The organism is Sphaerisporangium sp. NPDC051017 (assembly GCF_040683095.1).
Classification (GTDB): domain Bacteria; phylum Actinomycetota; class Actinomycetes; order Streptosporangiales; family Streptosporangiaceae; genus Sphaerisporangium.
Genome location: NZ_JBFBCI010000037.1, coordinates 13,242 through 38,062, shown reverse-complemented (window position 1 = coordinate 38,062; position 24,821 = coordinate 13,242). Strand labels below are relative to the sequence as shown.

The following is a 24,821-nucleotide window of genomic DNA, read 5'->3' as shown; positions in this document are numbered from 1 at the left end:
GACCGGCGGGTCGTGTGCGGTGCGTGGGACGCTCACATCCCGCCGGTCCGGCCGGGGCGTTCACTTCAGGGGTTCAGCGCCAGGTGTCGTTTCTGGTCGTGGTGCCGGTGGAGGGGGTGGTGAAGGCGCGGTTGGGGTCGCTTTCCCAGGTGACCGAGCCGTCGGGGTTCTTCTTGATGTACTTGTACTGGATCGCGGTGTTCGCCGGCAGGTTCACCGTGGCCCGCCAGATCGGGTACGTCGCCGACGACAGCGGCACGGCGCTCGCGGGAGCCCAGGACCCCAGCTCGGGCACGTTGCCGACGACGAAGACGTTCTGCCCCCAGACGGTGGTCACGTCGGCGTTGAAGGACGTCGCGATCGACGTGGACGGGGGCGGCGTGCCGCCGACGCGGATGGCGACGGCCGCCTTGGGCGGGACGGTCACGGTCGCCGTGCCGCCCGACCCGACGGTCACGGTGCCGCCGCCGGTCAGGTTGGCGTACGTCCCCGCGGCCAGGCCGGTGGCGAACGTGCCGGTGTAGGAGCCGTTGCCGTTGTTGATGGCCACCCACCCCGTGGAACCCCGGCTGAAGGCGATCACGCTGGAGCTCGGCGCGCTCCAGTTGGCCACGGACGTGCCCCTGACCGCGTTGTGGAAGCCCACCATGCCGCTGATCGCGGAGTCGCGGTGCAGGCAGGTCCAGCCGGAGCAGTTCGCGGCGGTCACGTAGCCGTTGCCGTCCGAGGGCGGGGAGGCGTCGTTGTCGGTGAAGGTGAAGCCGTCGTAGATCTGCGGCGTCCCGTGGTTCCAGGCGAGCTGGAAGATGTTGGCCAGGGTGTAGGTCGCGCCGCTCTTGTAGGTGAGGGTCGAGCCGTCGCGCTCGGTGTCGTGGTTGGTGACGAAGGTGACGGCCTTGGCGCTCGGCTGCATTCCGCCCCACGAGGCGCCGAAGGTCTGCAGCTCGGAGATGTCGCCCTCGAACTTCTGCTTCAGGTACCGCCCGTACTGGAAGTCCATCACGTCGCCGAGGCCGGTGTACTGGCTCGGCTGCACGGCCTCCCCGGCGCCGTAGATCACCTCCTGGAAGATGTACGGCGACCCGTTGAGCTGGGCGTAGATCGCCGACAGGTCCGCGGGGCTCATGTGCTTGACCGCGTCCACGCGGAACCCGTCCACGCCGAGCGAGATCAGGTCGTTGAGGTAGGCGGCGATGCGGGAGCGCACGTAGCTCGCGCCGGTGTCCAGGTCGGCGAGCCCGACCAGCTCGCAGCGCTGGACGTTGCCGGCGCTGCCCGCGTAGTCGGCGTCGTGGATGGTGTTGTCGGAGTTGCCGCAGGCGGCCGGGTAGTAGTGGAAGTCGGCGGATGAGTACGTGCCGGGGTAGGTGTACTTGCTGAAGCTCTTGCCGCCGTAGGACGTCGCGCCCTGGCCGGTCATGTGGTTGATGACGGCGTCGGCGTACACCTTGACCCCGGCGGCGTGGCAGGACTGCACCATCGCCTGGAAGCGGGCCCGGTTGCCGAGGCGGCCGGCGATGTCGTAGGCGGCGGGCTGGTAGAGCTCCCACCAGGAGTGGACGCCGGACCGCTTCAGCGAGTCCTGCGGCGGCGAGACCTGCACGCCGCCGTACCCGGCCGGGCCGAGGACGTTGGTGCACTCGGCCGACACCGAGTCCCAGGTCCAGGTGAAGAGGTTGGCGATCACGTCCTTGGAGCCCGGCGGGGCGGCCTGCGCGGGGGAGGCCGCCAGCGGGACGGCGAGCAGCGCGAGCAGGCAGGAGAGGACGGTGGCGAGGGCGAGCGGGGGGCGGGATGTGCGGGATCTCATGGGGGTGCCTCCGGTTCGGATGGATGCGATCCCTGGGCCCGGGCCGGGTGCTCGTGGCGCCCGGCCCGGCGTGCCTCCCTGGAGGAGAGGCTACGAGCGGACGAAGACCGCCACCGTGCGGGCGGGGACGGTCAGCGTCCCGGTCGGGGAGTCGAAGGCGGACCGCTTGACGACCGGGTCGCCACCGGCCGCCTGGACGGGGTGCAGCGTCACCTGGGCGCCCGCGAGCGCGGGCACCGTCTGGGTCTGCTGCCGCGGGGTCGCGTTGAACACGACGGTGATCGACTTCCAGCGCGGGTCGACGCCCGAGGAGTCCAGGTGCATGGTCAGGACGCCGGGCGTCTCGCCCGCGCCGCTCGTGGGGAACGACAGCCGCTTCTGCACCTCGGCCAGGGAGCCGAGCGAGAAGGCGGGCGACGACGAACGGATCTTCAGCAGCTCGCCCGCCCGGCCCCGGGCCGCGCCGATGTCCGCGCAGCCGGGCTTGAGCGCCGGGTCGGCGAGCAGCGGCTTGGCGTACGCCCACTTGGAGCCGTTGTCGGCCGCCGGTGGGAGCCCGGCGCCGAAGCCGTTGCCCGCCGCGCAGTCCCACAGCAGCCGGTTGAACCAGTCGCCGGAGTCGTAGGAGTTGCGGTCCAGCGACTTCGACCGCAGCCGCTCACTGCCGGCGTGCAGGAACGCGGTGCCCTGGGACAGCAGGACGGAGGCCAGCGACAGCGACTGCATGCGCACGCGGTCGGCCATCGCCGTGTCCTTCGGCAGCTTGTACGCCAGCGCGTCGAACAGCGTCTCGTTGTCGTGGGCGTCGGCGTAGGTCACGGCCTCGCCTGGCGCGGCGGTGTACCCGGCCGGCGAGCCGTTGTAGTCGACCTCCGAGCCCTTCACCTCCGAGCCCGAGGACGCCGTGAACCGGTAGTCGCGCAGGTTGCCGGCCAGTCCCACCTTGATCAGGTCCTGGTAGTGGAGCAGGCGGGCCCGCTGCTGCTCGGCGGTGCCGCCTGCGGGCGAGCCGTTCGGGGCGTCGGCCAGGCCCGAGCCGAAGCCCTGCACGCGCGGGTCGGCGTCGAACGGGCCGCCGCCGCGCACGGCGTCGCGCAGCCGGTCGTTGAAGGTGCCGACGCCGGTGCCCGCCATGTTGGCCTGGGTGGCCTGGACGAAGCGGGCGTCGTTCGCGACCTCGCCGAAGTTCCACCCCTCGCCGTACAGGATGATCGACTTGCCGTCCACGCCGTCGCGGGCGAGGGTCAGCTTGTCGAGGGCGGCCCGCACGGCCAGGATGTTCGCCTTCGGGTGGTGGCCCATCAGGTCGAAGCGGAACCCGTCCACCTTGTACTGCTTCGCCCACGTGACGATGGAGTCGACGACGAGCCTGCCCATCATGGCGTGCTCGGGCGCGGTGTTCGCGCAGCAGGTCGACGTCGCCACCGCGCCGTCGTCCAGCAGCCGGTGGTAGTAGCCGGGGACGATCCGGTCGAGCACCGACTTCGGGTCCTGCCCGGAGGCGAAGGTGTGGTTGTAGACGACGTCCATGACCACGCGCAGCCCGGCACCGTTCAGCCCGGCCACCATCGACCGGAACTCCTCCACCCGCCGCGACCCGTCGGGGTCGGTCGCGTACGACCCCTCGGGCACGGTGTGGTGCACGGGGTCGTACCCCCAGTTGAAGGAGTCCTTGGCGGCGGTCTTCGCCACGCAGGCCTGCTGCTCCTCGGAGTCGGCGGGCATCGCGGCCAGGTCGCACGACGGCTCGGTGCGGTCGGCCCTGCGCTCGGGGACGCTGCCGATGTCGAAGGCCGGCAGCAGGTGCACGTGCGTCAGCCCGTCGGCGGCCAGCGACCGCAGTTCGCGCATGCCCGCCGACTCGCGGGTGAACGCCTTGTACGTCCCCCGCTCGGCGGCAGGGACGGACGCGTCCGAGGCGGAGAAGTCGCGCACGTGCAGCTCGTAGATCGACGCCCGCTCCGGGGGCACGGCCCGGGGCTTGCGCAGGGACGTCCACCCCGCCGGCCGCAGATCGCGGTCCGACAGGTCCACGAGGTGGCTGCGCACGGAGTCGGCCGCGAGCGACACGCTGTAGGGGTCGGTCACCTCGTTGGTCACGACCTTCCCGGCGGCCGGCGCGAACACCGTGACGAGGAAGGTGTAGTAGCGGCCCTTCCAGGCGGGCGTGCCGCGCACCGACCACACGCCGGTCGCGTCGTCGCGCCGCATCGGGTGGACGGTCCGCGCGGCGCCGGACGGGCCGTCGTAGAGGGCCAGCTCCACCGTCCGCGCGGTCGGCGCCCAGACCGAGATCGCCGGGGAGGACGACGGCCATACGGGGCCGAGTTCGGCCGAGGCCGCCTTGGCGTACACGTCGTCCAGCACGCCGGGGATCTGCACGCCGGTCGCCGTGAGCAGCGCGCCCGCCGCGTCCCGCTCGACCGCGACCACCTGGCCGCGCAGCGCCGTCCTGACCAGGTCGGCGTCGCGCGGGTCCACCTTGAGCGCGGCGGACGAGGCCAGGTGGGGCCACTTGGCCTTCTGCGCGTCGGTCAGCCCGCCGCCCGGCAGCAGCCGGATCAGATGGACGTCCCCGGTCAGGTCGCCCTTCTCGTACGCGAGGTCGCCCTTCCCGGAGAACGCCAGCGCGTAGTGCAGCGCCGCCGAGGGCGTGACGTCCCAGGCCACGGTGTCGCGGTCGATCCAGTGCGCCCGCGCCTTGGACAGGTCGGCGTCCGCGCCTCGCGCCGGGGGCTGCGGCAGCAGGTACCCCTCGGTGGCGGCCAGGCGCCAGGCCTCGTGGCCGGTCGTGGTCAGGTCGAGCGACTGGTCGGACGGCAGGTCCTTCTCGTCGCCCTTGTGGATGATGTAGCTCAGGCCGGTCGCCCCCTCCGCCAGCGGCACCCGGAAGTACACGCCGAAACCGTCCTGGCCCGCCGGCCGCAGGGGCGCCGCCCACTCGGTCGGGGTGGCCGCGCCGGTCCAGACGTGCAGTCCCCAGCCCTCGTAGTTCCCGTCCGGGCGGTGGTAATGCAGGATCGCGACGTTCTCGGCCGCGGCCCGGGTCGGGAAGATCCGCGAGTCGCCCGAGTTCACGTACACGTCGGGCCGCGCCGCCGGGATGAACGACTGGTCGGGGCCGGGGTCCTTGGTGTCGCCCTTGTGCGCGATGTAGTTCAGCGGGACGGCCGCGTCCTTGAGCGGGATCTTCCAGAACGCGCCGTAGGAGTCGGCGCCGTCCGGCGGGCGGGGGGTCGCCCAGTCGGTGCCCGCGCCGTCGGCCAGGGCGTCGCCCCACAGGTGCAGGCCCCAGCCGTCATAGTTGCCGTCCGGGCGGTGGTAGTGGACGGTCGCGTAGCCCTGGGCCGCCGCGCGCGAGGGGTACACGTCCGGCTTGCCCTCGGACAGCCAGATCTCGCCGGTCCGCTGGGGGTTGACCAGGCGGTCGCCGCCGTCCTTCTCGTCCCCCTTGTGGGTGATGATCCCGACGCTCGCCGCGCCGGGCTTGAGCTTGATCCAGGCGAACCGGCCGTAGGCGTCCTCGCCGGTGAGCGGCAGCGGCGAGCCCCAGTCGGTGGGCCGCTCGACGTCGCCCCACACGTGCAGGCCCCAGCCGTCGTAGTCGGCGCGCTTGTAGTGGACGACCAGCCAGTCGCGCTTCACCGCGCCCGGGTCCTCGGGGGCGGGCGGCGCCGCGACGGTGACCGTCTCGGCAGCGGAGGCCAGGTGGCCCGCGGAGTCCTTGACGACCGCCTTGTAGGTGATCCGCGTCCCGGCGGCGAGGCCGGTGAGGTCGTGGAACACGCGGAACGTCCGGTTCGCGCCGGTGGGCGCGTCGTCGGTGCCGAGCACCTTCCACCCGCCGTCGCCGACCTTGGCGGCGAAGGTGACCTGGTCGAAGCCCGCGCCGGGCACGGTCGCCGCGACCGGGATCCGCGGGTCGGCGGCCGTTCCCCTCACCTCCGCGCCGGGCAGCGCGATCGAGACGGCGGGCGCCGCCGCGGGTGCCGCGATCTTGGACGAGGCGCGGTAGACCACGGCCGACAGCGGCGGCACGCTCACCGTGAGCGTGCGGTCGGCCGCCGAGGTCACGGCCGCGGCGGCGTCGCCGTACACCTTGGCGAAGGCCATGCCGGAGGAGTACGTCGGGACGGCCGCGGTCGCCGCAGTCTCGGCGTTGTTCACCGCGACGACGTACTCGACCCGCTCCTTGGCGCCGATACGGCTGAACGCGTACAGGCCGTCCTTGGCCAGGCGCTCGACCTGCGCGCCGTCCGCCAGCGCCGGGTGGGCGTCGCGCAGCTTCGCCAGTGCCGAAATGCCCTGGTACAGCGGGTGGGTGGTGACGAAGTTGTCCTGCGCGTGGGTGGCCGTCGTGCCGATCAGGTCGTCGGTCAGGTAGCTCTGCGTCCTGGACGCGAACATGGTCTGGCGGGCGTCCTTGTCGCCGCCCTTGCCGGTGAAGCCCTGCTCGTCGCCGTAGTAGACCACCGGCTGGCCGCGCGTGAGGTACATCAGCTCGTGGGCGAGCAGGTCGCGCCGCAGCAGCTCGGCGTCCGAGGCACCCGGGTTGTCCTGTGACACGAACCTGCCGATGCGGCCCATGTCGTGGTTGCCGAGGAAGGTGGGCAGCGAGTACGCGTTGTCCTCGGCGCTGGTGTGGTAGTCGTCCCCGGCGTACAGCTGGGCGAGCCTGGACGCGCCCGCCGTGCCGCCGCCGAACGACCGCGCCGCCTCCTGGAACGGGAAGTCCAGCGTGGCGTCCATGCCGCCGCGCGTGGAGTACCGGCTGGTCAGGGACGGGTCCCCGGAGTAGACCTCGCCGAACATGAAGAACCGCTCGTTGCCGAGCCTGGCCGCGTAGCCGTGCAGCGCCGGGCTGAACCGCTGCCAGAACTCCATGTTGACGTGTTTGGCCGTGTCGATCCTGAACCCGTCGATGCCGGTTTCGCGGACCCACGTCTTGTAGATGTCGATCATGCCCTTGACGACCTCGGGACGCTCGGTCCACAGGTCGTCCAGGCCCGAGAAGTCGCCGTACTCGTCGTTCTCGCCGCCGCTGAAGCTGGAGTCGCCCCGGTTGTGGTACATCGTCGGGTCGTTCAGCCAGGCCGGCGTCTTGACGCCCTTGGCGGCCACCGGCGTGTACGGGAACGACTCGGCGTCGACCTTGGGGAAGGCGTCCCCGCTCGCGTAGGCGCGGTCGTCGAAGGGCCTGCCGTCGACGTCGACGTACGGGTACGCGCCCTTGGACCGGTAGGAGTAGGTCTTCTCCTTGTAGTCCACGACGTCGGCGGTGTGGTTGGTGATGATGTCGAAGAAGACCTTCATCCCGCGCTTGTGCGCCTCGCGGACGAGCTGCTTCATCTGCGCGTTCGTGCCGAGGTGCGGGTCGATAGAGGTGAAGTCGGTGATCCAGTAGCCGTGGTACCCGGCGGATACGTCGGCCCCGGAGCCCTGCACGGGGCGGTTCTTGAACGCGGGCGTCAGCCAGATGGCCGTGCTGCCGAGGCCCTTGATGTAGTCCAGCTTGCCGAGGAGCCCGGCGAGGTCACCGCCCTGGTAGAAGCCCTTGTCGGTGGGGTCGAAGCCGGTGGCGAGCCGGTCGCCGGACAGGCCGCCCCGGTCGTTGCCGGGGTCGCCGTTGGAGAAGCGGTCGGTCATCGCGAAGTAGAAGCGCTCGCGCGTCAGGTCGGCGCGGGCCGAGTCGCGGGCGAGGTCCCCGTCGGACGGCTCGGACGTGCGGCTGAGCGCCGAGACCAGCGGTTTCGCGTCCGCCCGCGGGGACGTCGCGGAGGCCGGGGCCGTCGCGGCGGAGGCAGGGGAGAGGGGGGTGACGGCGGCGAGAGGGGGCGCGCACAGGGCCACGCCGAGCAGAATCACGGCCGCGAAGCGGCCGGTCCCGGACGTGGACGGCCTTCTCGCGAGCCGTGGGGGGAGTGGCCAGACCACCAGGGGCCTCCACGGGTTGGTGTATTTCACGGGTGTTGCCCGGAAATTACTCACAACCCCCGATCTATGCAATGCCTTACTGAAATTTCCAGCAAATATCCAATCGGCATGCTTCGAGGATCGCGGGGGCCGGTGTCGCTGGCAGGTGGTCACACCGGCGGGTGATTTACTGGCCACGGATGGTGAAGATTTCGGGCCGCTCAAAAGCGGAGTACCTGCTGGTCCCTCTATCAGATGCGAACTAAAATGCTATATGTCTTCTTTGGTGGGATAAATGGCGATTTGGGGCTTTGGCGGCAGCCGCTGGTCCTCAAGGCGTGGCGTCCGCCGCCGTGCCGCAGACGTTCCCCGCGGCGCGCGGTGCCGGGAACGTCTGGCTCCGGCCCCTTCTGCGCCCTCCACCGCTTCCGCTCCGGCGCGCCGCCCCGCCCGTACTGCGCGTTCCGCCGCCCCCGGTGACCGGTGGGGGCTCAGTCCGCCCCGGCGGGCTTGGACGGGCGCGCGTCCGGCGGGATCCGTACCGCGATCTCCCCGCCCAGGCGGGCGCCCGCCGAGAGGATCAGCTCGTCGCCGCTCCAGAACCGCCCCGGGTCGTACCAGTTGAGCTTGCGCCCGCCGGGCAGCAGCCCCATGTCCTCGTACGTCGCGGCCACGACCTCCGCGCAGTACGCCGTCTCCAGCGCGGCGGGCGACGCGCCCCGGCGCAGCAGTGGCACCCGCCCGCGCAGCCAGCGGCCTGCCAGGCCCGCGGTGGACGGGAACGCCGTGCCGTCCAGCCGCGCGATCGTCCGCAGCAGCGCGTCCTCCATCTCGCGCGTGACGGCCGGGTCGAGCTGCCGCAGCCACGCCCGCTGGCCGTACTTCGTGGCCCACACGACCACCGCGTCCCGCAGGTCGTGCAACTGCACGCCGCGCTGGTGGGTGCCGGTCCACATGTCCGGCAGCGACCTGCCGAGCTCGGCGTGCCACATCAGCGGCGGCAGGTCCTCGATCACCACCGACATGCCGACGTGGTTGACCGGGCTGTTGGTCGTCATCTGGATGGCGCGATCGGGAACCGTCCGCCCCCGGAACAGCCAGACGTCGCCGGTACGCGTGAGTTCGATCGCCTCGTCCAGGCCGATGCTCTCGCGGGTCATGCCTGTAGCCTAGGCACATGCGCTGGTGGAAGGTACTCGGACTGGCCGCTTTCGCGGGCGTCGCGGCGACCGGCGTGGTGATAGCCCGCGCCGAACGCCGCCGCCGCGCCTACACCCCGGAGCAGATCCGCACCCGCCTCCGCGAACGCCACGCCGAGGCCGTGAGACGCGGCTCGCGGTAGCCCGACGGCCGCCTCGTGGAGAGGCCGTGGCCCATTCAATCTCTCGATTTTCCTGGATCTCGTGCATAATTGCGGCATTTGTCATGCGGCGAACGCGGCCGTCAGTTGCCCATGTATGACAATCGGGCTTGCTTTCTGCCGTAACAGAGAAGTTCTCTAGAGAACTCGACTGATGCCAGGAGTGTAGCCGATGAGTGGGGCTGAGGAGCAAAAGGAAAGTTCCGAGTTATTCGCAACACCAGCGGCAAATGAGGTCAGTGGTACCGTAACCGGTCCCGCCGTCCAAGCCCAGTCCATCCACGGCGATGTGCGGATCACCGTAGGAGCACGTCAGGGCACTCCACCGCCCGCGCAGCTCGCCCACGCGCCCGCCGTGTTCATCGGCAGGCGTGCCGAACTCGCGCGGCTGGACGGATTTCTCGGAGTCGAAGAACAATCACCCGGCACCCCGAGACTCGTTGTCATCGCCGGTCTCGGTGGTGTAGGGAAGAGTTCCCTGGCGTTGAAGTGGTTGCACGGAATCCGTCACCTGTACGGCGACGGCCAGTTGTACGCCGACCTTCGCGCTTCCGTGCCTGATTCTCCTGTCTCCCCCGGTGAGGTGCTGGAACGCTTTCTCCGCGCGCTCGGAATCGCCCCCGAGTACGTTCCCGCCGTCCTCGACGAGCAGGCCGCGCTGTTCCGCTCCGCCACCGTCGGCCGCCGGCTGATCATCATGCTGGACGACGCGTTCTCCGCCGCGCAGGTGCGCGTGGTGCTGCCGGCGTCCGGAAGCAGCCTTGTCGTGGTCACCACCCGGCGCAGGCTCTCCGGCCTGGTAGTGGACGGCGCTCGTGTGCTGGAGCTGGACCCGCTCAGCCAGGACGACGCCCTCGGCCTGCTCGGCCGCATGGTCGGCACCGATCGCACCCGGGCCGAGCCGGAGCAGGCCCGCGAACTGGTGGCCCTGTGCGGGCGGCTCCCCATAGCGGTGTGCGCGTCCGCCGCCCGCCTCGCACTGCGCCCGCGGTGGCCGATCAGGCGCCTGGTCGGCGAACTCAGCGGCGCCACCCGGCGCCTCTCGCTGATGAGCGCGGACGACGACATCTCTCCCCAGGCGGCGTTCGACGTCTCGTACGGCTCGCTCGGCGACCAAGAGGCCAGACTGTACCGCATGCTCGGCCAGCATCCGGGCGTCGGCTTCGGCTCCGGCGCGGCCGCCGCCGCGGGCGGCATCGGCCCGGCCGAGGCGGCCCGCCTGCTGGACGAGCTGGTCGGGGCGAACCTCGTCCAGGAGGAGGACGAGGACTGCTTCCGCTTCCACGACCTGTTACGCCTCCACGCGCACGCCAAGTCCGAGGACACCGACACGGCGGAGGAGCGCCGCGCCGCCTTCACCCGGATCGCCTACTGGTACGTCGAGGCGGCCGTCGCCGCCGACCGGGTGGCCCTCCCCGGCCGCTGGCACCTGAGTCCGCTGTACGAACGGAACGCCCCGGCGCACGCGCACTTCGCCGAGCCCGCGCAGGCGCTCGACTGGTTGGAGGCGGAACTGCCCAACCTGCGCGCGTTGGTGGCCGCCGCGCATGAGCGAAGACTGCACGGTCTGGTTCTGGTGGCGTGCGAGTCTCTTTGGGCACTCCTGCTCAACCGCAAGCACTACAGCGTCTGGGTGGAGACCCACGAGCTGGGCCTGGCCTCGGCCCGCGAGTCGGACGACCCGCGCGCGGAGCCCCGGATGCTGCTGGCGCTGGCCGCCGCGCATCTCAACCTGCAGAACTTCGAGCGTGCGGCAGAAATGTGCGGGCGGGCCGCCGACCTGTCCCATGCCTCTGGCCACGAGCTGGGGGAGGCGTCCGCGCTTGACAGCCTAGGTGTGGCCTATCTCGGCATGGGCCGGCCCGGTGAGGCCATCGTGCGATTCGAGCAGGCCCTGGCCATTCACCGGCGCATCGGGCAACAGCGTGGCGTCGCACTCCTCATCCGCCGGATGGGCGAAGTCACGCGTGACCTCGGCCGATTCGACGAGGCGGTCCAATGGTTCCGTGACGCCTACGGCCTGTTCGGGGCGATGTCCGAGCGCTACAACCAGGTCCGTGTCCTGAACGGCCTCGGCCGGACGTACCTGCTGGTGGGCCGCCCGGGGGACGCGGTGGAGTCGCTGACCGAAGCCCTGTCGCTCGCCGAGACCATCGGCGCCCGCTACGAGCAGGCGGACATCCGGACGTCGCTGGCCGAGGCGCTCGCGCCGACCGGTGACCGTGCCCGGGCGATAGATCACCTCGCCCGGGCGGTCGAGATCTTCACCGAACTCGGCGCACCTCGACGAACGGACAGCCTGCGCCGCCTGAACGATCTCGTCGGCGATGATCACCGCCGGCCGTGATCGTCGCGGTGCTCAGCGCGGCGAGGCGGCGGCCGGCCACGGTCCAGGCGTGTGCCGCCGCCGCGACCACCCACGGCTTCCGCGTCGCGAACACCGAGACCTGGCCGTCCCGGGTCCCGACGATGCATGTGCCGTCCGGCCGGGGCCTGGCCGCCACCAGGCACCCTGGATGACGGTCCAGCAGGTCCCGGACCGTCCCCGCGCCCAGGTCCAGGCCGATGATCACATCGGCCACGGCGAGACGGTGCTGTTCGGCCGACGTCACGCACACGTGTTCGTCCGCCACGACGACCCGGGATCGCCCTCCCGGAGCCGGTTCGCTGATCAGGACGCGCAGGAGTTTCATCGCGCGACCGGCCCGAACGGGTGAGGCAGCGGCACGGGCCTCGTGACCGGCTCGACCTCGGGCTCCGTGAGCTGTAACAGGCGGTACATCGTCCGGCGGATCTCCCGCGCCGCGCCGCCGGGCGCGGAGGTCAGGTGCGCGCGCACCATGGCGGCGTCCGCCGGGGACCACGTGCGCCGGGCGTCGTCGAGCTGGCCGACAAGAGGGACGGCGGGGTCCAGGACGGGCGCGACCTCCGCCAGCCGCGCGAACACCGAGCCCGGCAGCACGTCGTCGGGCTCGAACGGCGCCAGAAGGGTCGGGACGCCCAGCGCGGCCCCATAGCAAACGACGCTGCTGCGATCGGCGAGGCACACATCAGCGGCGACCAGCGCCGCCCGCCATCCCTCCTCCGGCGGCAGCAGAGCCACGCCGGCGCTGATCGACCGGGAGAACCAAGATCTCACCTGCGCTTTTCCGTGGGCCGTCCAGATCAGGGGGTGGAGGACCAGCACCACGCGGTAGTGCTCGGCGGGCAACGTCTCCGCGAGCGACTGGAGGATCTCCGGGTACCGCGACATCAGTGACCCGCTCTCGTGATGGCTCGACACCACGACCACCTTGTGCGCGGGCGAGGCTCCGAGAGCGTTGCGGTACGCCGTCCGATATGCCCGGCTCGCGAGGATCCGGTCGAAACACGGGTCACCGGCGATGACGGCGGCCGGAAGCGCCTCCGGGCAGCTGGCCGCGAGCACTCGCCGGTGGTCCTCGTGGGCCATCACGATGGCCGACGCGATGACCCGCCCGTACATGGTCAGCGCCTGCGTGCCGAACCCCGGGACGGCGCGCGGCGCGGGAAGCCCGGGGCCGTCCCGGCGGGTCACGTACCCGTTCGGCCCCACGCCGTGGCTGAGTGTCATGACGGGGCCCGAGAGCCGTTCGAGCATCCCGTCGCCCGCCGACACCACGAGGTCCCACGGCGTCTCGACCGCCTGCGACCAGGGCATCTCCAGGAGTCCCGCGTCCGCCAGGTAGTCGTGGGCGCCCTTGGCGTACGCCGAGGACGGCGGTACGGCGTACGCGACCTGTACGCGCCGGTCCTCGTCCACCAGATGAGCGACGTCCGCCAGGCGGGTGGCCCCGGCCAGGTGATGAACCACCATGACGACCCTGCGCTCGACCCCGTGGGTGTCCCCCATGCCCGCCCTTGACGAGAAGGGCCCGGCCAGCCGTCTCCGCTCACATGCCATCGTGCCTCCCGCACCAGTCGCCGGCCCTCGGATGGACCGGATGGGCAGAGTGTGCGGTGGCTGGGTTGACGGAGACCTTGGGAACGGGTTGATGGTTCGCTTGCTCTACCGGCACGCAACGGGGCCGGTCCGACACGTATGCGGACCGGCCCCGTCGCCCGTGATGGGTCAGCAGGTGAGCTGACCCTCTACGGCATAAAGATCCCTTGGGGGGAACACGGTGTAGGACCGAGCGGCCGGCCTGCCGGGTCGGCGGATGCCGCGGTGGCGCCGAGCAGGAGGACGCAGGAACCCAATATGGTCACGGCCAGCATGCGGCGGACTCTGGTGCGCACAATGCTTCCTTTGTCGTAGTGACAGAGTAATGTCCAGCCCGAACCTCGGGCTCGTACTGGAGGGCCCTCCGGACAAGATCTGATGTTAGCCGCATTGTGGGACCCTTCGCACCTTCTATAAAGAAAGCCTGAAATCCTAATGGTTCAACTCAAATCGCCCCATATGGCTAGATAGCATAACTAACCATGATGGGGATATGTAAGGAAACTGGAACGTGCCATTGTCGCCTAGAGCGGGGAAGGGCCGTGGGGATGGCTCGGAGGTTGCTGGATGCTATTCAGGATGCTCCTTGGCGTAGGTCTGACTTTGTACGCCGTCGGTAAGGACCACTCCCTCGGCCCCCCGAAAGCCCAGCTCATCCTTTCGATACTGATGCTCTCGCCGGGAAGACCCGTCGGGGCCGCCGATATCATTGACCACGTCTGGGGAGAGCGCCCCCCGCCCAAGGCGATGGAAGACCTGCAGAGCTACGTTTCACGCCTTCGCAGACGACTTCGCGAAGTCGTAGGCGACCGCGTCCAGATCCTCTCGCGTAGCGGTACGTACACGCTCGCCGTCGATTCCCAGGTCATCGACCTGCACAGGTTCCGGGCCCTATGGCGGCAGGCGTCGGACACGGCCGCCAGGGGTGAACTCGACCGGGCCATCCATATGTTCCGCGAGGCCGAGGAGCTTTGGCCGGGGAACGCCCTGGCCGGGCTCCCGGGCGATTGGGCGCAGCGGATGGGGCGGACGCTCGCGGACGAACGGGCGGCGGCCCGGCGAGAACGCATCGATCTGGAGTTGCGTATTGGGCGCCACCGGGGCGTACTCGAGGAGCTGCGCGACCACGTCGCGAGGCACCCAGACGACGAGACCCTCGTCGCACAGCTCATGACCGCGCTGTACCGCGCCGATCGACGGTCCGACGCGCTGGACCTCTACCACAGGACCCGTCGATATCTGAGAGAGGTACGCGGGACGGAGCCCGGGCCGGCCCTCCGGTCCCTCCATCTGCGTGTCCTCCGGGCCGACTCCGATCTGGAGGTCAGTCCCGTCCCCCTCCCTGAGAACTCGCCGCCGCCCGACACGCTTCCGCCAGCCCCGCCGCACTTCATCGGGCGTGAGCCCGAGATCGGGATGGTGGACGCAGCCCGTGGAGGTGAGGCTCCGGTCGTGGTCGTCGAGGGCATGGCGGGAGTCGGCAAGACCGCGCTCGCCCTGTACATCGCCCACAGGTCGGCGGCCGACCACACAGACGCGCGCCTCTATCTCGACCTGCGCGCCCACGACCCCGCTCGTCCTCCCCTGAGTACTGATTCCGCCTTGCATGAGCTGCTGCGCATGCTCGGCGTCCCAGCCGCCCGGATCCCCTCGTCGCGACGGGAGCGAGCCGCCCTGTGGCATGCCGAGCTAGCTCGCCGACGGGCCCTGGTCATCCTGGACGACGCGGCAGGGCCAGCGCAGGTGATGCCCCTTCTCGGCGCCCGGTCGGCGAGCCTTGTGCTGATCACCACGCGGAACCCCTTCGACGGGCCCGAGGGACTGAGACGGGTCCCGCTCGGACTGCTCAGCCGCGAGGAGGCGGCCAAGCTCGCCTGCAGAGTCGCGGGTCCCGATGCGGATCCGTCCTGGATCGACGACATCGTGCGGCTGTGCGAGGGGCTGCCCCTCGCGATGACGCTGGAGGCGGCGCGTGCGACGGGCTCGACCCGGGGAATCCAGGCCGGTCCCCTCCTGGGCGACACCGGCCAGGGCAGGCCCGGGATTACGGGGCGGACGGAACTCGACGCCGTGTTCGAGCCGTCCTACCGTGATCTTCCCTCCGACGTCAGAGCGGTGTACCGCCGGCTCGGGCTCTCGCCCGGCGATGAGCTCACGCCGGCATCCGCCGCTGCTCTGTGCGAGACGACACAGGAGGTCGCGCGGGAGGCGATGGAGGTGCTGGTCCGCCACCATATGCTCCAGCCCGCAGCCTCCGGCCGTTACCGGTTCCATGGTTTTATCCGTGGTCACGCCCACGGCCGGGCGGAACGCGAGGATCCCCAGGGCGACAACCGCCGGGCCGTCGGGCGCCTCCTCGAACACTATCTGGGCACGGCCGAACAGGCCGTCGAGGTGCTCAGCCGAGTGCCGGACCCGGACGGCGAGCGGCCGGAGGAACACCGGGCCATGGTCTCGGACGCGCGCCGGTGGCTCGGGCAGGAGTGGCGCACGGTGCTCCTGCTCGCCGACCACGCCGCCGACCACGAGTGGAAGCCGTACACAGCGCGGATCATGCGGGTGATGGCGGAATACCTCGATATGGAATGCCTGTGGGAGGAGGCCGCGAAGGGGCACGCCCGCGCGCTGCACGCGTGCCGTGACCTCGGCGACCTGCGAGGTGTCGCGGGGGCGTCGCTCGATCTTGGCCTGGCGCGATTCAAGATCGGCCGGTACGCGGAGGCGCTCGTCCACACGTGCAAGGCCAGGTCGTTGTACCGCTCCCTCGGCGACAGGTCCGCGGTTGCCAGGAGTGTTGACCAGATCGGCGTCATCCGCTGGGCGACGGCTGAATACCGGGAGGCTCTCGCCCTTCACGAGGAGGCGCGGGCGATCTATCGGTCCGCTGGCAACGTCAGGGGTGAGGCTGAGGCGCTCGGGCACAGCGGTAATGTGCATTGGCACCTGGGCCGCTACAAGGTGTCAATGGATCTTCTTTCCCGTGCTCTCGAGACTTTCCGAGCAATCGGCGATCGGCGTGGAGAGGGGAAGATCCTCAACAACATGGGCAACGTGCAGAAGCACCGCGGGTTCCACAGGGATGCGGTCCGTCTGTACCAGGAGTCCATGGCGATCTTCAAGCAGATCGAGGGCAAGCAGAACCGGGCGATTCTGCACAGCAACCTCGGGGACGTACAGCAGTACAAGCACCGATTTTCGGCCGCGCTCGAGAGCTATGGCCTTGCCATGGCCACGTTCCTGGAGATCGGGGATCGGAGGAATCAGGCCGACATCCTCAACAGCATCGGCGGTACGTACCTTCACATGGGTGGGACGGAGGAGTCGCGGATCAACTTCGAGAAGGCCAAAGGCATCGCCGGAGAGATCGCCGATGACTATCAGGCGGTGCGGGCACTGGTGGGGATCGCGGACGTGAATCTCGCGACCGGGCGGTACGAGGCCGCGCGGGACACCTACGAGCAGGCCATCGGGACGGCGCGGGCCATCGGTGATCTGTACCAGGAGGCGCGGGCGCACCGAGGGCTCGCCGACACGTGGGAGCGGCTCGACGACCTGGAGGCGACCCGGATCTCCTTGCGTCAGGCCCTCAACCTGCTGATCCAGCTAGAACTTCCCGAGGCCGAGGAGGTCCGCATCCGCCTGGACGGGTTGGGCGGCGATGACGGAGGCTTCTGACAGCCGGGCGGCCGTGTCGTCCGGCGTGGGTGGACGGGTGGCCCGGCGGGTCCGGTGAGGCAACAGCGTCGTCCCGGCGTGCGGATCAGGGCTCGGCGGGTGGTTTCCGGTCGGATTCCGGGGGCGGCGGGGGAGGAGCTGTGCCTGCTCCTGCGCCGCCGATGGTGATGGGGCCGGTGAAATCGTGGCCCTGGACCACGGGGCCGTGTACTGAACCGCTGATGACGTTGTGGACGGTGCCGCCTTCCCTCTTCGAGGTCGTTCGCACGGGGGCCGCGGGGGCCTTGTCGGGGGTCTTCCCGGGGGGGGTGGGCGGGGATGGTTCGGTGGGGCGTCTCATGGTGTGCCAGGTCAGGGCCAGGGCGGTGAGGCCGGTCAGCGCGCTGAGGACACTCGCCAGTTTGTCGGCATTATCTAGACCAATCACGATGAAATACACCGTCAGGCAGATCAGGGCGAACGCCGTGGAAAGCGCGGCGATGCGCGTGGCGGCCGACGCGCGATGACGCTTCATCCGCCGATTGTCACCCGGACCTGGAGCATCCGTATAGGCCGCCGGGTTTATGGCCGTCCGTTATGACGCACCGCGAGTCGCTCACCTATCCCTTTTTGCCGATAAGCAACTGGAATCGCACGATCTTTGCAAATCCGCGGTACTGAATTACGATTGCGGGGCCAGCCGGAGCCGAGGCGACGTGGGGCGGCGAGTGGGGTGCCTGCGGGGGCGAAGGCGGGGGGTGTTCCCGCCGAGACGACGAGTTTCGTGGGGCGGCAGGCCGAGGTCGCCCAGGTGGTCCGGACGCTGGACCGGGCGCGTTCGGTCACCCTGACGGGGGTCGGGGGAGTCGGCAAGACGCGGCTCGCCCTGCGCGTGGCGCGGGTTCTTCAGCCGTCCTTCCCTGACGGGGTGTGGTTCGTCGAGCTGTCCTCGCTGCGCGAGCCGGAGCTGCTCGGGAACGCCGTCTGCTCCGTCCTGCGCGTGGCGCAGCGGGTGGGGCGGACGCAGATCGAGGTCCTCGCCGAGTTCCTGGAGCCGCGCCGCGCGCTGCTCGTCCTGGACACCTGCGAGCACCTGGCGGACGAGTGCGCCGCGCTGGCGGACACGCTCCTGGAGGCCGCCCCGGGGCTGCGGGTGGTGGCGACGAGCAGGCGCGTGCTGGGCATCGACGGCGAGTGGTGCATCCAGGTCGAACCCCTGCCCGTCGAGGAGCCCGCGAAGGAGCCGGCCGAGCGGCCTTCCGGTGCGACCGGAAAGGCCGCCGCGGGGGGCGGCGCGGTGGCGCTGTTCGTGGACCGGGCGGGCACGCTGGTGCCCGGGTTCGCGGCGACGCCGGAGGTCGCGGTGATCTGCAGGCGGCTGGACGGCATCCCGCTGGCCATCGAGCTGGCGGCGGTGCGGCTGCGCACGCTGTCGGTCGAGCAGATCATGCGCCGCATCGACGACCGCTTCGGCCTGCTGCTGGGCGGCGACCCGGCGGGCCAGCCCCGCCACCGGACGCTGCGCACGGCCATCGGCTGGAGCCACGAGCTGTGCGAGCCGCTGGAACGCCTGCTGTGGGCCCGCCTCGCGGTCTTCGCCGGCGACTTCGACCTGGAGGCGGCGCGGGCCGTCTGCGCCGACCCCGGCTCGGGCGCCGGTCTCCGCCGCGACCAGGTCGAGTCCCTGCTGTACGCGCTGGTGGACAAGTCGATCGTGCGCCGCGACGACACCGGCGAGGGCGTCCGCTTCCACATGCTCGACACGCTGCGCGACTACGGCGCCGAGTGGCTGCGCGAGCTCGGCCAGGAGGAGCGGACGCGGCGCCGCCACCGCGACCACTACCTGGACCTGGCCCGGCGGTTCGACGCCGAGTGGTTCGGCGCCGACCAGGTCGCCTGGTACGTCCGCATGCGGCGTGAGCTGCCCAACCTGCGCTCGGCGCTGGAATTCTGCCTCGGCGACGCCCAGGCCGAGCACCCCGTGGGCCTGGACCTCGCCGGGCGGCTGACGTACTTCTGGATCGGCTGTGGCTTCGTCGCCGAGGGCCGCCACTACCTGGGCCGGGCCCTCGCCCTGTGCCACGCGCCGGGCGCGAGCCGGTCGCGGGCGCTGTGGGCGTGCGCCTGGCTGGCGGACTTCCAGGGCGACCTGGAGGAGGCCAACGACCTCGCCACCGAGTGCATGTTCCAGGCGTTCTCCGGGGGCCACCGCGCGGCGGCCGGATGGGGGACGATCTGCTGCGCCAACACCGGCCTGCACTGGGGGTACCTCAACGAGGTGCTGCCGATGTACGAGCGGGCGCGCCGCGCGCACGAGCAGGGCGGCGACCCGGGGGCGGGCGTGGCGTACGCGCTGCTCGGGGAGGCGTACGTGCTGCGCCGTCTCGGCAGGCACGAGCAGGCGCTGGCGTGCCTGCGCCGGCAGCGGCGGCTGTGCGACGCCTACGGGGACATCTGGCTGCGGTCCTCCGGCGACTTGGTGCGCACCCTGATCGAGATCGACCGGGGGGACATGCGGACGGCCGACCGCTACGCCCGCGCGTCCCTGCGCGCCAAGCGGGTGCTGCACGACAGCTTCGGCATGGCGGCGGCCGTCAAGGGCCTGGCCGGGACGGCGGCGGGTCTCGGCGACATGGAGCGCGCGGCCCGGCTGCTCGGCATCGGCGACCTGGTCGAGCGCTCCTTCGGCGTCCGCCTTGGCCTGCCCCACCCGAACGGGGCCGGCGAGCAGGCCGAGGCGCGGGCGAGGAAGGCCCTCGGGGAGCGGAGGTTCCGGGACGCCGTCACTCGAGGGCGGGAGCTGGAGCTGGAAAGCGCGCTCTCCTACGCGCTCACGGGCGGCGAGGACGCTGAGGGCGCGGCATGAACCAGTCCAGACGGTGTTGACACAAATGCCAAAAATGACATTATTCAGCCATGCGAGAGGAAGCACAGCGACTGCTGCTGATCCAGGATGACTTCGAGCGCTTCCGCGCCGCCACGCGCATGCTCGTGGACCTGGACGATCTCATCCTGGAGATCTCCCGCGTCAGGAACGAGAGCGCCTCCCGCATGCAGATCAGCACGATCAGCGCGGCGGCCCCCCAGCCGCCCTCGGACGAGGCCCTGCCCGAGGACGCCCGCGCCGTCCTGGAATGCGTGCGCCGGATGGGGGCCGAGCGTTTCCGCAGGCGGGACGTGTTCCGCCGCCTCGCGCGGCGCTTCAAGACCGTCGCCGCGATGGTCCCCGCGCTGGACCTGCTGGAGTCGGCCGGCTATATCCGCAAGGTCGGCCCCAACGCCGAGTCCGGCCAGCCGGGGCGCCGCCGCTCGCCGGAGTACGAGATCCGCCTCTAGCCCCGGCCCGGGACGCCGACCGGCCGCTGCGCCCCCTGCCCTGCATCCGCGCAGGTCAGGGGGCGGATACTGGAACCAGGACCACTTCGCCGGGTTCCGGGGGGCACCGATGGCGATCGCGACGATCAACCCCGCGACGGGGGAGACGCTGAAGACCTTCGAGCCGATGGACGACCGCGAGCTGGACCGGCGGCTCGCGCTCGCTGCGGCCGAGTTCGAGCGGTACCGCTCGACCGGCTTCGCGCGGCGCGCGGAATGGATGCTGAGCGCCGCCCGCCTGATGGACGAGGAGACCGAGCAACTCGCGCGGCTCATGACCACCGAGATGGGCAAACCGCTGGCCCAGGCACGGGCGGAGGCGGCCAAATGCGTCCAGGGCATGCGGTTCTACGCCGAGCACGCCGAGGAGTTCCTGGCGCCGGAGCCCGCCGACGCGGCCGCCGTGAACGCCCGGCGCGCCGAGGTCCGGTACCGGCCGCTCGGGCCGGTGCTGGCGGTCATGCCGTGGAACTTCCCGTGCTGGCAGGTGATCCGATTCGCCGCGCCCGCCCTGATGGCGGGCAACGTGGGGCTGCTGAAGCACGCCTCCAACGTGCCGCAGACCGCGCTGTACCTGGGCGAGTTGTTCGCCCGCGCGGGCTTCCCCGCCGGTTGCTTCCAGACCCTGCTGATCGAGTCCGGCCGCGTCGAGGACGTGCTCCGGGACGCGCGGGTGGTCGCGGCCACGCTGACCGGCTCGGAGGCCGCGGGCGCGTCGGTGGCGTCCGTCGCGGGCGGCGAGGTCAAGAAGACCGTGCTTGAACTGGGCGGATCCGACCCCTATGTCGTGATGCCGTCCGCCGACGTCGCCGCGGCGGCCGGGACCGGGGTGACCGCGCGCGTCCAGAACAACGGCCAGTCCTGCATCGCCGCGAAGCGGTTCATCGTCCACGACCAGGTGTACGACGAGTTCACCGAGCGGTTCGTGGAGGGCATGCGGGCGCTGCGCCTCGGCGACCCGATGGACGAGGCCACCGACGTCGGGCCGCTCGCCACCCAGCGGGGCCGCGACGACGTCGAGCGCCTGGTCGCCGACGCCGCCGGGCGGGGCGCCCACGTCCTGTGCGGGGGCGTGACGCCGTCCCGGACCGGCTGGTACTTCGAGCCCACCGTCCTCACCGGCATCCGTCCCGGCATGCGCATGTTCGAGGAGGAGGTGTTCGGGCCGGTCGCCCAGCTCTACCGCGTGAACGACGCCGCCGAGGCGATCGCCCTGGCCAACGCGACGCGGTTCGGCCTCGGCGCCGGCGTCTGGACCACCGACCCGGCCGAGCAGGAGTACTTCGCCGGCGAGCTGGACGCCGGCCTGGTCTTCGTCAACGGCATGGTCAGGTCGTACCCCGAGCTGCCCTTCGGCGGCGTGAAGCGCTCCGGCTACGGCCGCGAACTGTCCGTCCAGGGAATCCGGGAGTTCTGCGACGTGAAGAGCGTCTGGATCGGGTAGGCGGGCGCTTGTGGCGATCTCTCCGTTCGGGGCCGGTCAGGCGGACTGGCGGCGTACCAGGCGCGCGGGGACGATCGTCTCCGACGACGGGCCCGTGATCGCGCCCGACAGCCGGTCGAGCAGGATGCGCCCGCAGGCCTGGCCGATCAGCCTCGCCGGGTTGGCCATCGTCGTGAGCTGAGGCGAGACGAGCGTCGCCGCCTCGATGTCGTCGAACCCCATGACGGCGAGGTCGCCGGGCACGTCGAGCCCGCGCCGCCGGGCCGCGTCCAGCGCGCCGATCGCCATGATGTCGTTCGCGCACAGCACCGCGCGCGGCGGCCGCGGCAGGTCGAGCAGGCGCAGCGTGCCCGCCGTGCCGCCCGCGCGGCTGAAGTGCGTGTGCACGATGAGACCCGGCTCGGGCCTGAACCCGCGGCGGGCCAGCGTCGCGAGGTGGCCGGTGACCCGTTCGGCCGCCGGGCCGTCGGCCTGGGGGCCGCAGACGAAACCGATGCGGTCGTAGCCCTGGTCGAGCAGGTATCCGGTCGCCTCGGCCGCGCCGCCCTCGTCGTCGCTGTGCACAAGATCCACCCCCGGCTGGACGAGCCTGCCGCCGAGACGCACCACCGGGATGCCCATGTCGATGGCGGGCCGCAGGTCGCCGGCGTGGGTGTGGAAGACGGCGAAGGCGATGCCGTCGACCTGCCGGGCGATCATCTGCTCCAGCGCGAAACGCTCCAGCTCGCGCTCGCCGTCGGTGTTGGTGATGATCTCGTGGTACCCGGCAGGGCCGAGGACGTCCTGCACGCCGCGCGCGAGCATCGGATAGAACGGGTCGGTGATGTCCGGGATGATCAGGCCGATGGTCTGGCTCCTGGCCGTGCGCAGGCCCCGGGCCAGGACGTTCGGGCGGTACCCGAGCTGCTCGATGGCGTCGAGGACGCGTTTGCGGGTCGCGGCCGACACCGGCCGGTGCCCGTTGAGCGTGTGGGAGACGGTCGACGCGCTGACCCCGGCCAGCTCGGCGACCCTTCCGATGCTGGGCCGACGGCCGCGGGAAGGCACGGGTGACCTCCTTCACCGGCTTCACCGGCCGCCGCGCTCGGCGAAGCCACCACGGTGATCGTACCGCGCCGAATCATCTGTTTTCCGGCGTGCCTAATCGGCCCCGGCCGGGCCCGCAGGCCCGTCCCCGTGTGAACAGGTCAGCCGCATGACCTATGACGCCTTTGGGTGATCTGTGGTTTACGTGACCGATGCGCAGATGATCACGGTCCGCATGCGCGTCGTCAGATCAGGGCAGAGATCACCTGCGGGGGGACGGACGGCTCCGGTCGCCCCCGCCTCGGGACAGGGGGTCACGATGGCGCACAGGCCGTCCGCGAACGGCGCCGCACGGAAGGGGGTCGCCCTTCCCGGGATCGTCCTCGGCGTGGGGCTCGGCGGCTTCGTCGACGGCATCCTGCTGCACCAGGTGCTCCAGTGGCACCACATGCTGAGCAGCACGGACACCGACAACATCGGGGTGCGGTACTACTCGCCCGACACCCTCCCCGGCCTGCGGATGAACACCCTGTGGGACGGGCTGTTCCACGTCGTCACCTGGCTCGCCGTGCTGGCCGGCCTCGGCCTGCTGTACTCGCGCGTCACCCACTCGCGCGGCCGGGTTTGGCGGTCGAGGGCCCTGTGGGGGTGGGGGCTGGTCGGCTGGGGGCTGTTCAACCTGGTCGAAGGCATCATCGACCATCAGATCCTGGGCATCCACCACGTGCGCACGGGGCCGTACCAGGGCTGGTGGGACGCCGGGTTCCTGATCTTCGGTGCCCTGCTGGTGGCGGGAGGGTGGCTGCTCCAGCGCGGCGCCCCGCCGGTCGGCCTGTGCGACAACGCGCGCGTGTCGGCCTCGTCCACCGCGTTCGGGGCCTGACCGTGCACGGGACGCACGACGGCGGGACGTGGGCGTCCGCGTGCTCGGTGGCGGCACTGCTCGCCGTCTACCTCCTGGCGGCCTCGGCTCGGCGGCGCGAGGCGCGCGGCTGGAGCGGGTGGCGCACGGCGGCCTTCGCGACCGGCGCGGCGCTGCTCGCGGCGGGGCTGTCGCCCCCGGTGGCCGCACTCGGGCACGACCTGCGCGGGCACATGCTCCAGCACCTGCTGATCGGCATGCTGGCCCCCGTCGGACTGGTGCTCGGGGCGCCGGTGACGCTGCTCCTGCGGACGCTCCCGCCCCCGGGCAGGCGGGCCCTGGGCCGGGCGCTCGCGAGCCGGGCCGCGCACGTCCTCACCGGACCCTGGGTGGCGCTCGTCCTCAGCGTCGGCGGCATGGCCGCCCTGTACTGCACGCCGCTGTACGGCCTGGTGACCGGGGACCCGGCCCTCTGCCACCTGCTGCACGCCCACTTCCTGCTCGCCGGGTGCCTGTTCGCCTGGGCCATGGCCGGCCCCGACCCCGCGCCGCGCCGTCCCTCGGTGCCGCACCGCCTGGTCGTCCTCGGCGTGGCCGTGGCCGCGCACGCGACGGTGGCGCAGCTCATGTACGCCGGGCTGCTCACCGGCCTCACCGCCCCCGGGCGCGAACTGCGCGGCGCGGCGGAGCTCATGTACTACGGCGGGGACGCCGCCGAAGTGCTCCTCGCCCTGGCCATGGTCACCACCTGGCGCCCGGCCCGCCGCCGCGCCCCGGCCCTCCAGGCATCCTGAACCCCGGCCGCGTCCGCCGGGCGCGGAGGGCATGGGAGGCGCCGCGCCGACCTGCTACGCCGTCCTGCCGGGCGAGGTGCCGTACGTGGAGCCGCGCGACATACGCGAGATCGCCGAGGAAGTGCGTTGTCCGGTCTGGACACACCACACGCGAGCGAGCAGGGCGGACGGTAACGTACGGGTTATGACCGGCATATCCCGGCAGGCCCGGCAGTGGCGGGTCCGGCGTGATTTCACCGCACTGAAGTGGACCGCCGCCGCCGCGTTCTGCGTGCTCGGGTTCGTCTCCGGCGACATCCGCGGGATGATCCTCTGCGTGGGCGGGGCCCTGCTGCTCGGCGGGTTCGCCCTGTACGACGTGGTGGCCCCGGTGCGGCTCGCGGCCGACGACCAGGGGCTCACGGTGGTGACCGGCCTCGCCCGGCGCCGGCGCATCCTGTGGCCCGAGATCACCAACATCCGGGTCGCCGAGAACACGCGGTACGGCATGCGATGGAGCCTGCTGGAAATCGAGACGCCCGAAAGCCTGCACCTGTTCAGTTCGTTCGAACTGGGTATGTCCTGCATGGAAACAGCCGACGAGCTATACCGCCTCCGCCCCGCCTGACCAGCCCCTCAGCCA

The 24,821-nt window shown here is 71.3% G+C and carries 16 protein-coding genes; 9 read left to right on the top strand and 7 right to left on the bottom strand.

Annotated features, from left to right (window positions below; genetic code table 11):
• Positions 1–73 precede the first annotated feature (73 nt).
• The 3 genes from AB0M95_RS25985 to AB0M95_RS25975 all read right to left on the bottom strand — a co-directional run bounded on the left by AB0M95_RS25985 (position 74) and on the right by AB0M95_RS25975 (position 8,883).
• Complete coding sequence (locus tag AB0M95_RS25985; protein WP_363769546.1) at positions 74–1,810, bottom strand: carbohydrate-binding module family 20 domain-containing protein; 1,737 nt, start codon at positions 1,808–1,810, stop codon at positions 74–76.
• 90 nt (positions 1,811–1,900) lie between these two features.
• The gene (gene pulA / locus AB0M95_RS25980) at positions 1,901–7,744 is read right to left on the bottom strand and encodes a pullulanase-type alpha-1,6-glucosidase (protein ID WP_363769543.1); all 5,844 of its coding nucleotides are present in this window, start codon (positions 7,742–7,744) and stop codon (positions 1,901–1,903) included.
• A 470-nt stretch (positions 7,745–8,214) separates the two neighbouring features.
• Positions 8,215–8,883: a hypothetical protein gene (locus AB0M95_RS25975; RefSeq protein WP_358526247.1), complete on the bottom strand. Its 669-nt coding sequence runs from the start codon at positions 8,881–8,883 to the stop codon at positions 8,215–8,217.
• Between the two features lie 17 nt (positions 8,884–8,900).
• Here AB0M95_RS25975 and AB0M95_RS25970 point away from each other — a divergent pair, with 17 nt between their 5' ends.
• Together AB0M95_RS25970 and AB0M95_RS25965 are read left to right on the top strand one after the other, a co-directional pair.
• Positions 8,901–9,065 (top strand): hypothetical protein, encoded by a 165-nt coding sequence (locus AB0M95_RS25970; RefSeq protein WP_363769663.1) that lies wholly within the window; start codon positions 8,901–8,903, stop codon positions 9,063–9,065.
• A gap of 307 nt (positions 9,066–9,372) precedes the next feature.
• Positions 9,373–11,430: a tetratricopeptide repeat protein gene (locus AB0M95_RS25965; RefSeq protein ID WP_363769540.1), complete on the top strand. Its 2,058-nt coding sequence runs from the start codon at positions 9,373–9,375 to the stop codon at positions 11,428–11,430.
• On the opposite strand, the gene AB0M95_RS25960 is transcribed toward AB0M95_RS25965, so the two are convergent.
• Together AB0M95_RS25960 and AB0M95_RS25955 are read right to left on the bottom strand one after the other, a co-directional pair.
• Complete coding sequence (locus AB0M95_RS25960) at positions 11,348–11,776, bottom strand: hypothetical protein (RefSeq protein ID WP_363769537.1); 429 nt, start codon at positions 11,774–11,776, stop codon at positions 11,348–11,350. The two genes, AB0M95_RS25965 and AB0M95_RS25960, sit on opposite strands and share 83 nt — an antisense overlap.
• The gene (locus AB0M95_RS25955; RefSeq protein WP_363769534.1) at positions 11,773–12,954 is read right to left on the bottom strand and encodes a hypothetical protein; all 1,182 of its coding nucleotides are present in this window, start codon (positions 12,952–12,954) and stop codon (positions 11,773–11,775) included. The genes AB0M95_RS25960 and AB0M95_RS25955 overlap by 4 nt, the downstream gene beginning before the upstream one ends.
• A 657-nt stretch (positions 12,955–13,611) precedes the next feature.
• On the opposite strand from AB0M95_RS25955, the gene AB0M95_RS25950 reads away from it, so the two are divergent.
• Complete coding sequence (locus AB0M95_RS25950; protein WP_363769531.1) at positions 13,612–16,719, top strand: tetratricopeptide repeat protein; 3,108 nt, start codon at positions 13,612–13,614, stop codon at positions 16,717–16,719.
• Between the two features lie 85 nt (positions 16,720–16,804).
• Here AB0M95_RS25950 and AB0M95_RS25945 read toward each other — a convergent pair whose 3' ends face one another.
• Positions 16,805–17,233 (bottom strand): hypothetical protein, encoded by a 429-nt coding sequence (locus AB0M95_RS25945; RefSeq protein WP_363769528.1) that lies wholly within the window; start codon positions 17,231–17,233, stop codon positions 16,805–16,807.
• Positions 17,234–17,482: 249 nt separating this feature from the next.
• Between AB0M95_RS25945 and AB0M95_RS25940 the strand changes: the two genes are divergently transcribed.
• From AB0M95_RS25940 to AB0M95_RS25930, 3 genes are all read left to right on the top strand, one after another.
• A complete protein-coding gene (locus AB0M95_RS25940) occupies positions 17,483–19,564 on the top strand; it encodes an ATPase (RefSeq protein ID WP_363769525.1) in 2,082 nt (693 codons plus the stop codon).
• 50 nt (positions 19,565–19,614) lie between these two features.
• A complete protein-coding gene (locus AB0M95_RS25935) occupies positions 19,615–20,034 on the top strand; it encodes a hypothetical protein (protein WP_363769522.1) in 420 nt (139 codons plus the stop codon).
• 109 nt (positions 20,035–20,143) lie between these two features.
• Positions 20,144–21,517, top strand: a complete 1,374-nt coding sequence (locus AB0M95_RS25930; protein WP_363769519.1) for an NADP-dependent succinic semialdehyde dehydrogenase — start codon at positions 20,144–20,146, stop codon at positions 21,515–21,517.
• 36 nt (positions 21,518–21,553) lie between these two features.
• Here AB0M95_RS25930 and AB0M95_RS25925 read toward each other — a convergent pair whose 3' ends face one another.
• Positions 21,554–22,564, bottom strand: a complete 1,011-nt coding sequence (locus AB0M95_RS25925) for a LacI family DNA-binding transcriptional regulator (protein WP_363769516.1) — start codon at positions 22,562–22,564, stop codon at positions 21,554–21,556.
• 298 nt (positions 22,565–22,862) lie between these two features.
• Between AB0M95_RS25925 and AB0M95_RS25920 the strand changes: the two genes are divergently transcribed.
• The 3 genes from AB0M95_RS25920 to AB0M95_RS25910 all read left to right on the top strand — a co-directional run bounded on the left by AB0M95_RS25920 (position 22,863) and on the right by AB0M95_RS25910 (position 24,806).
• Entirely contained in the window at positions 22,863–23,426 is a 564-nt protein-coding gene (locus AB0M95_RS25920; protein ID WP_363769513.1) for a DUF2243 domain-containing protein, read from the top strand.
• Entirely contained in the window at positions 23,378–24,199 is an 822-nt protein-coding gene (locus AB0M95_RS25915) for a cytochrome c oxidase assembly protein (protein ID WP_363769510.1), read from the top strand. The genes AB0M95_RS25920 and AB0M95_RS25915 overlap by 49 nt, the downstream gene beginning before the upstream one ends.
• 184 nt (positions 24,200–24,383) lie before the next feature.
• Positions 24,384–24,806 (top strand): PH domain-containing protein, encoded by a 423-nt coding sequence (locus tag AB0M95_RS25910; RefSeq protein WP_363769507.1) that lies wholly within the window; start codon positions 24,384–24,386, stop codon positions 24,804–24,806.
• Positions 24,807–24,821 lie beyond the last annotated feature (15 nt).

What these genes read in the sequence shown, in the direction of transcription:
- AB0M95_RS25985 (WP_363769546.1), bottom strand. Translation starts at nt 1,810, where the DNA reads ATGAGATCCCGCACATCCCGCCCCCCGCTCGCCCTCGCCACCGTCCTC.
- AB0M95_RS25975 (WP_358526247.1), bottom strand. Translation starts at nt 8,883, where the DNA reads ATGACCCGCGAGAGCATCGGCCTGGACGAGGCGATCGAACTCACGCGT.
- AB0M95_RS25970 (WP_363769663.1), top strand. Translation starts at nt 8,901, where the DNA reads ATGCGCTGGTGGAAGGTACTCGGACTGGCCGCTTTCGCGGGCGTCGCG.
- AB0M95_RS25960 (WP_363769537.1), bottom strand. Translation starts at nt 11,776, where the DNA reads ATGAAACTCCTGCGCGTCCTGATCAGCGAACCGGCTCCGGGAGGGCGA.
- AB0M95_RS25955 (WP_363769534.1), bottom strand. Translation starts at nt 12,954, where the DNA reads ATGGGGGACACCCACGGGGTCGAGCGCAGGGTCGTCATGGTGGTTCAT.
- AB0M95_RS25950 (WP_363769531.1), top strand. Translation starts at nt 13,612, where the DNA reads ATGCTATTCAGGATGCTCCTTGGCGTAGGTCTGACTTTGTACGCCGTC.
- AB0M95_RS25945 (WP_363769528.1), bottom strand. Translation starts at nt 17,233, where the DNA reads ATGAAGCGTCATCGCGCGTCGGCCGCCACGCGCATCGCCGCGCTTTCC.
- AB0M95_RS25935 (WP_363769522.1), top strand. Translation starts at nt 19,615, where the DNA reads ATGCGAGAGGAAGCACAGCGACTGCTGCTGATCCAGGATGACTTCGAG.
- AB0M95_RS25930 (WP_363769519.1), top strand. Translation starts at nt 20,144, where the DNA reads ATGGCGATCGCGACGATCAACCCCGCGACGGGGGAGACGCTGAAGACC.
- AB0M95_RS25920 (WP_363769513.1), top strand. Translation starts at nt 22,863, where the DNA reads ATGGCGCACAGGCCGTCCGCGAACGGCGCCGCACGGAAGGGGGTCGCC.
- AB0M95_RS25910 (WP_363769507.1), top strand. Translation starts at nt 24,384, where the DNA reads ATGACCGGCATATCCCGGCAGGCCCGGCAGTGGCGGGTCCGGCGTGAT.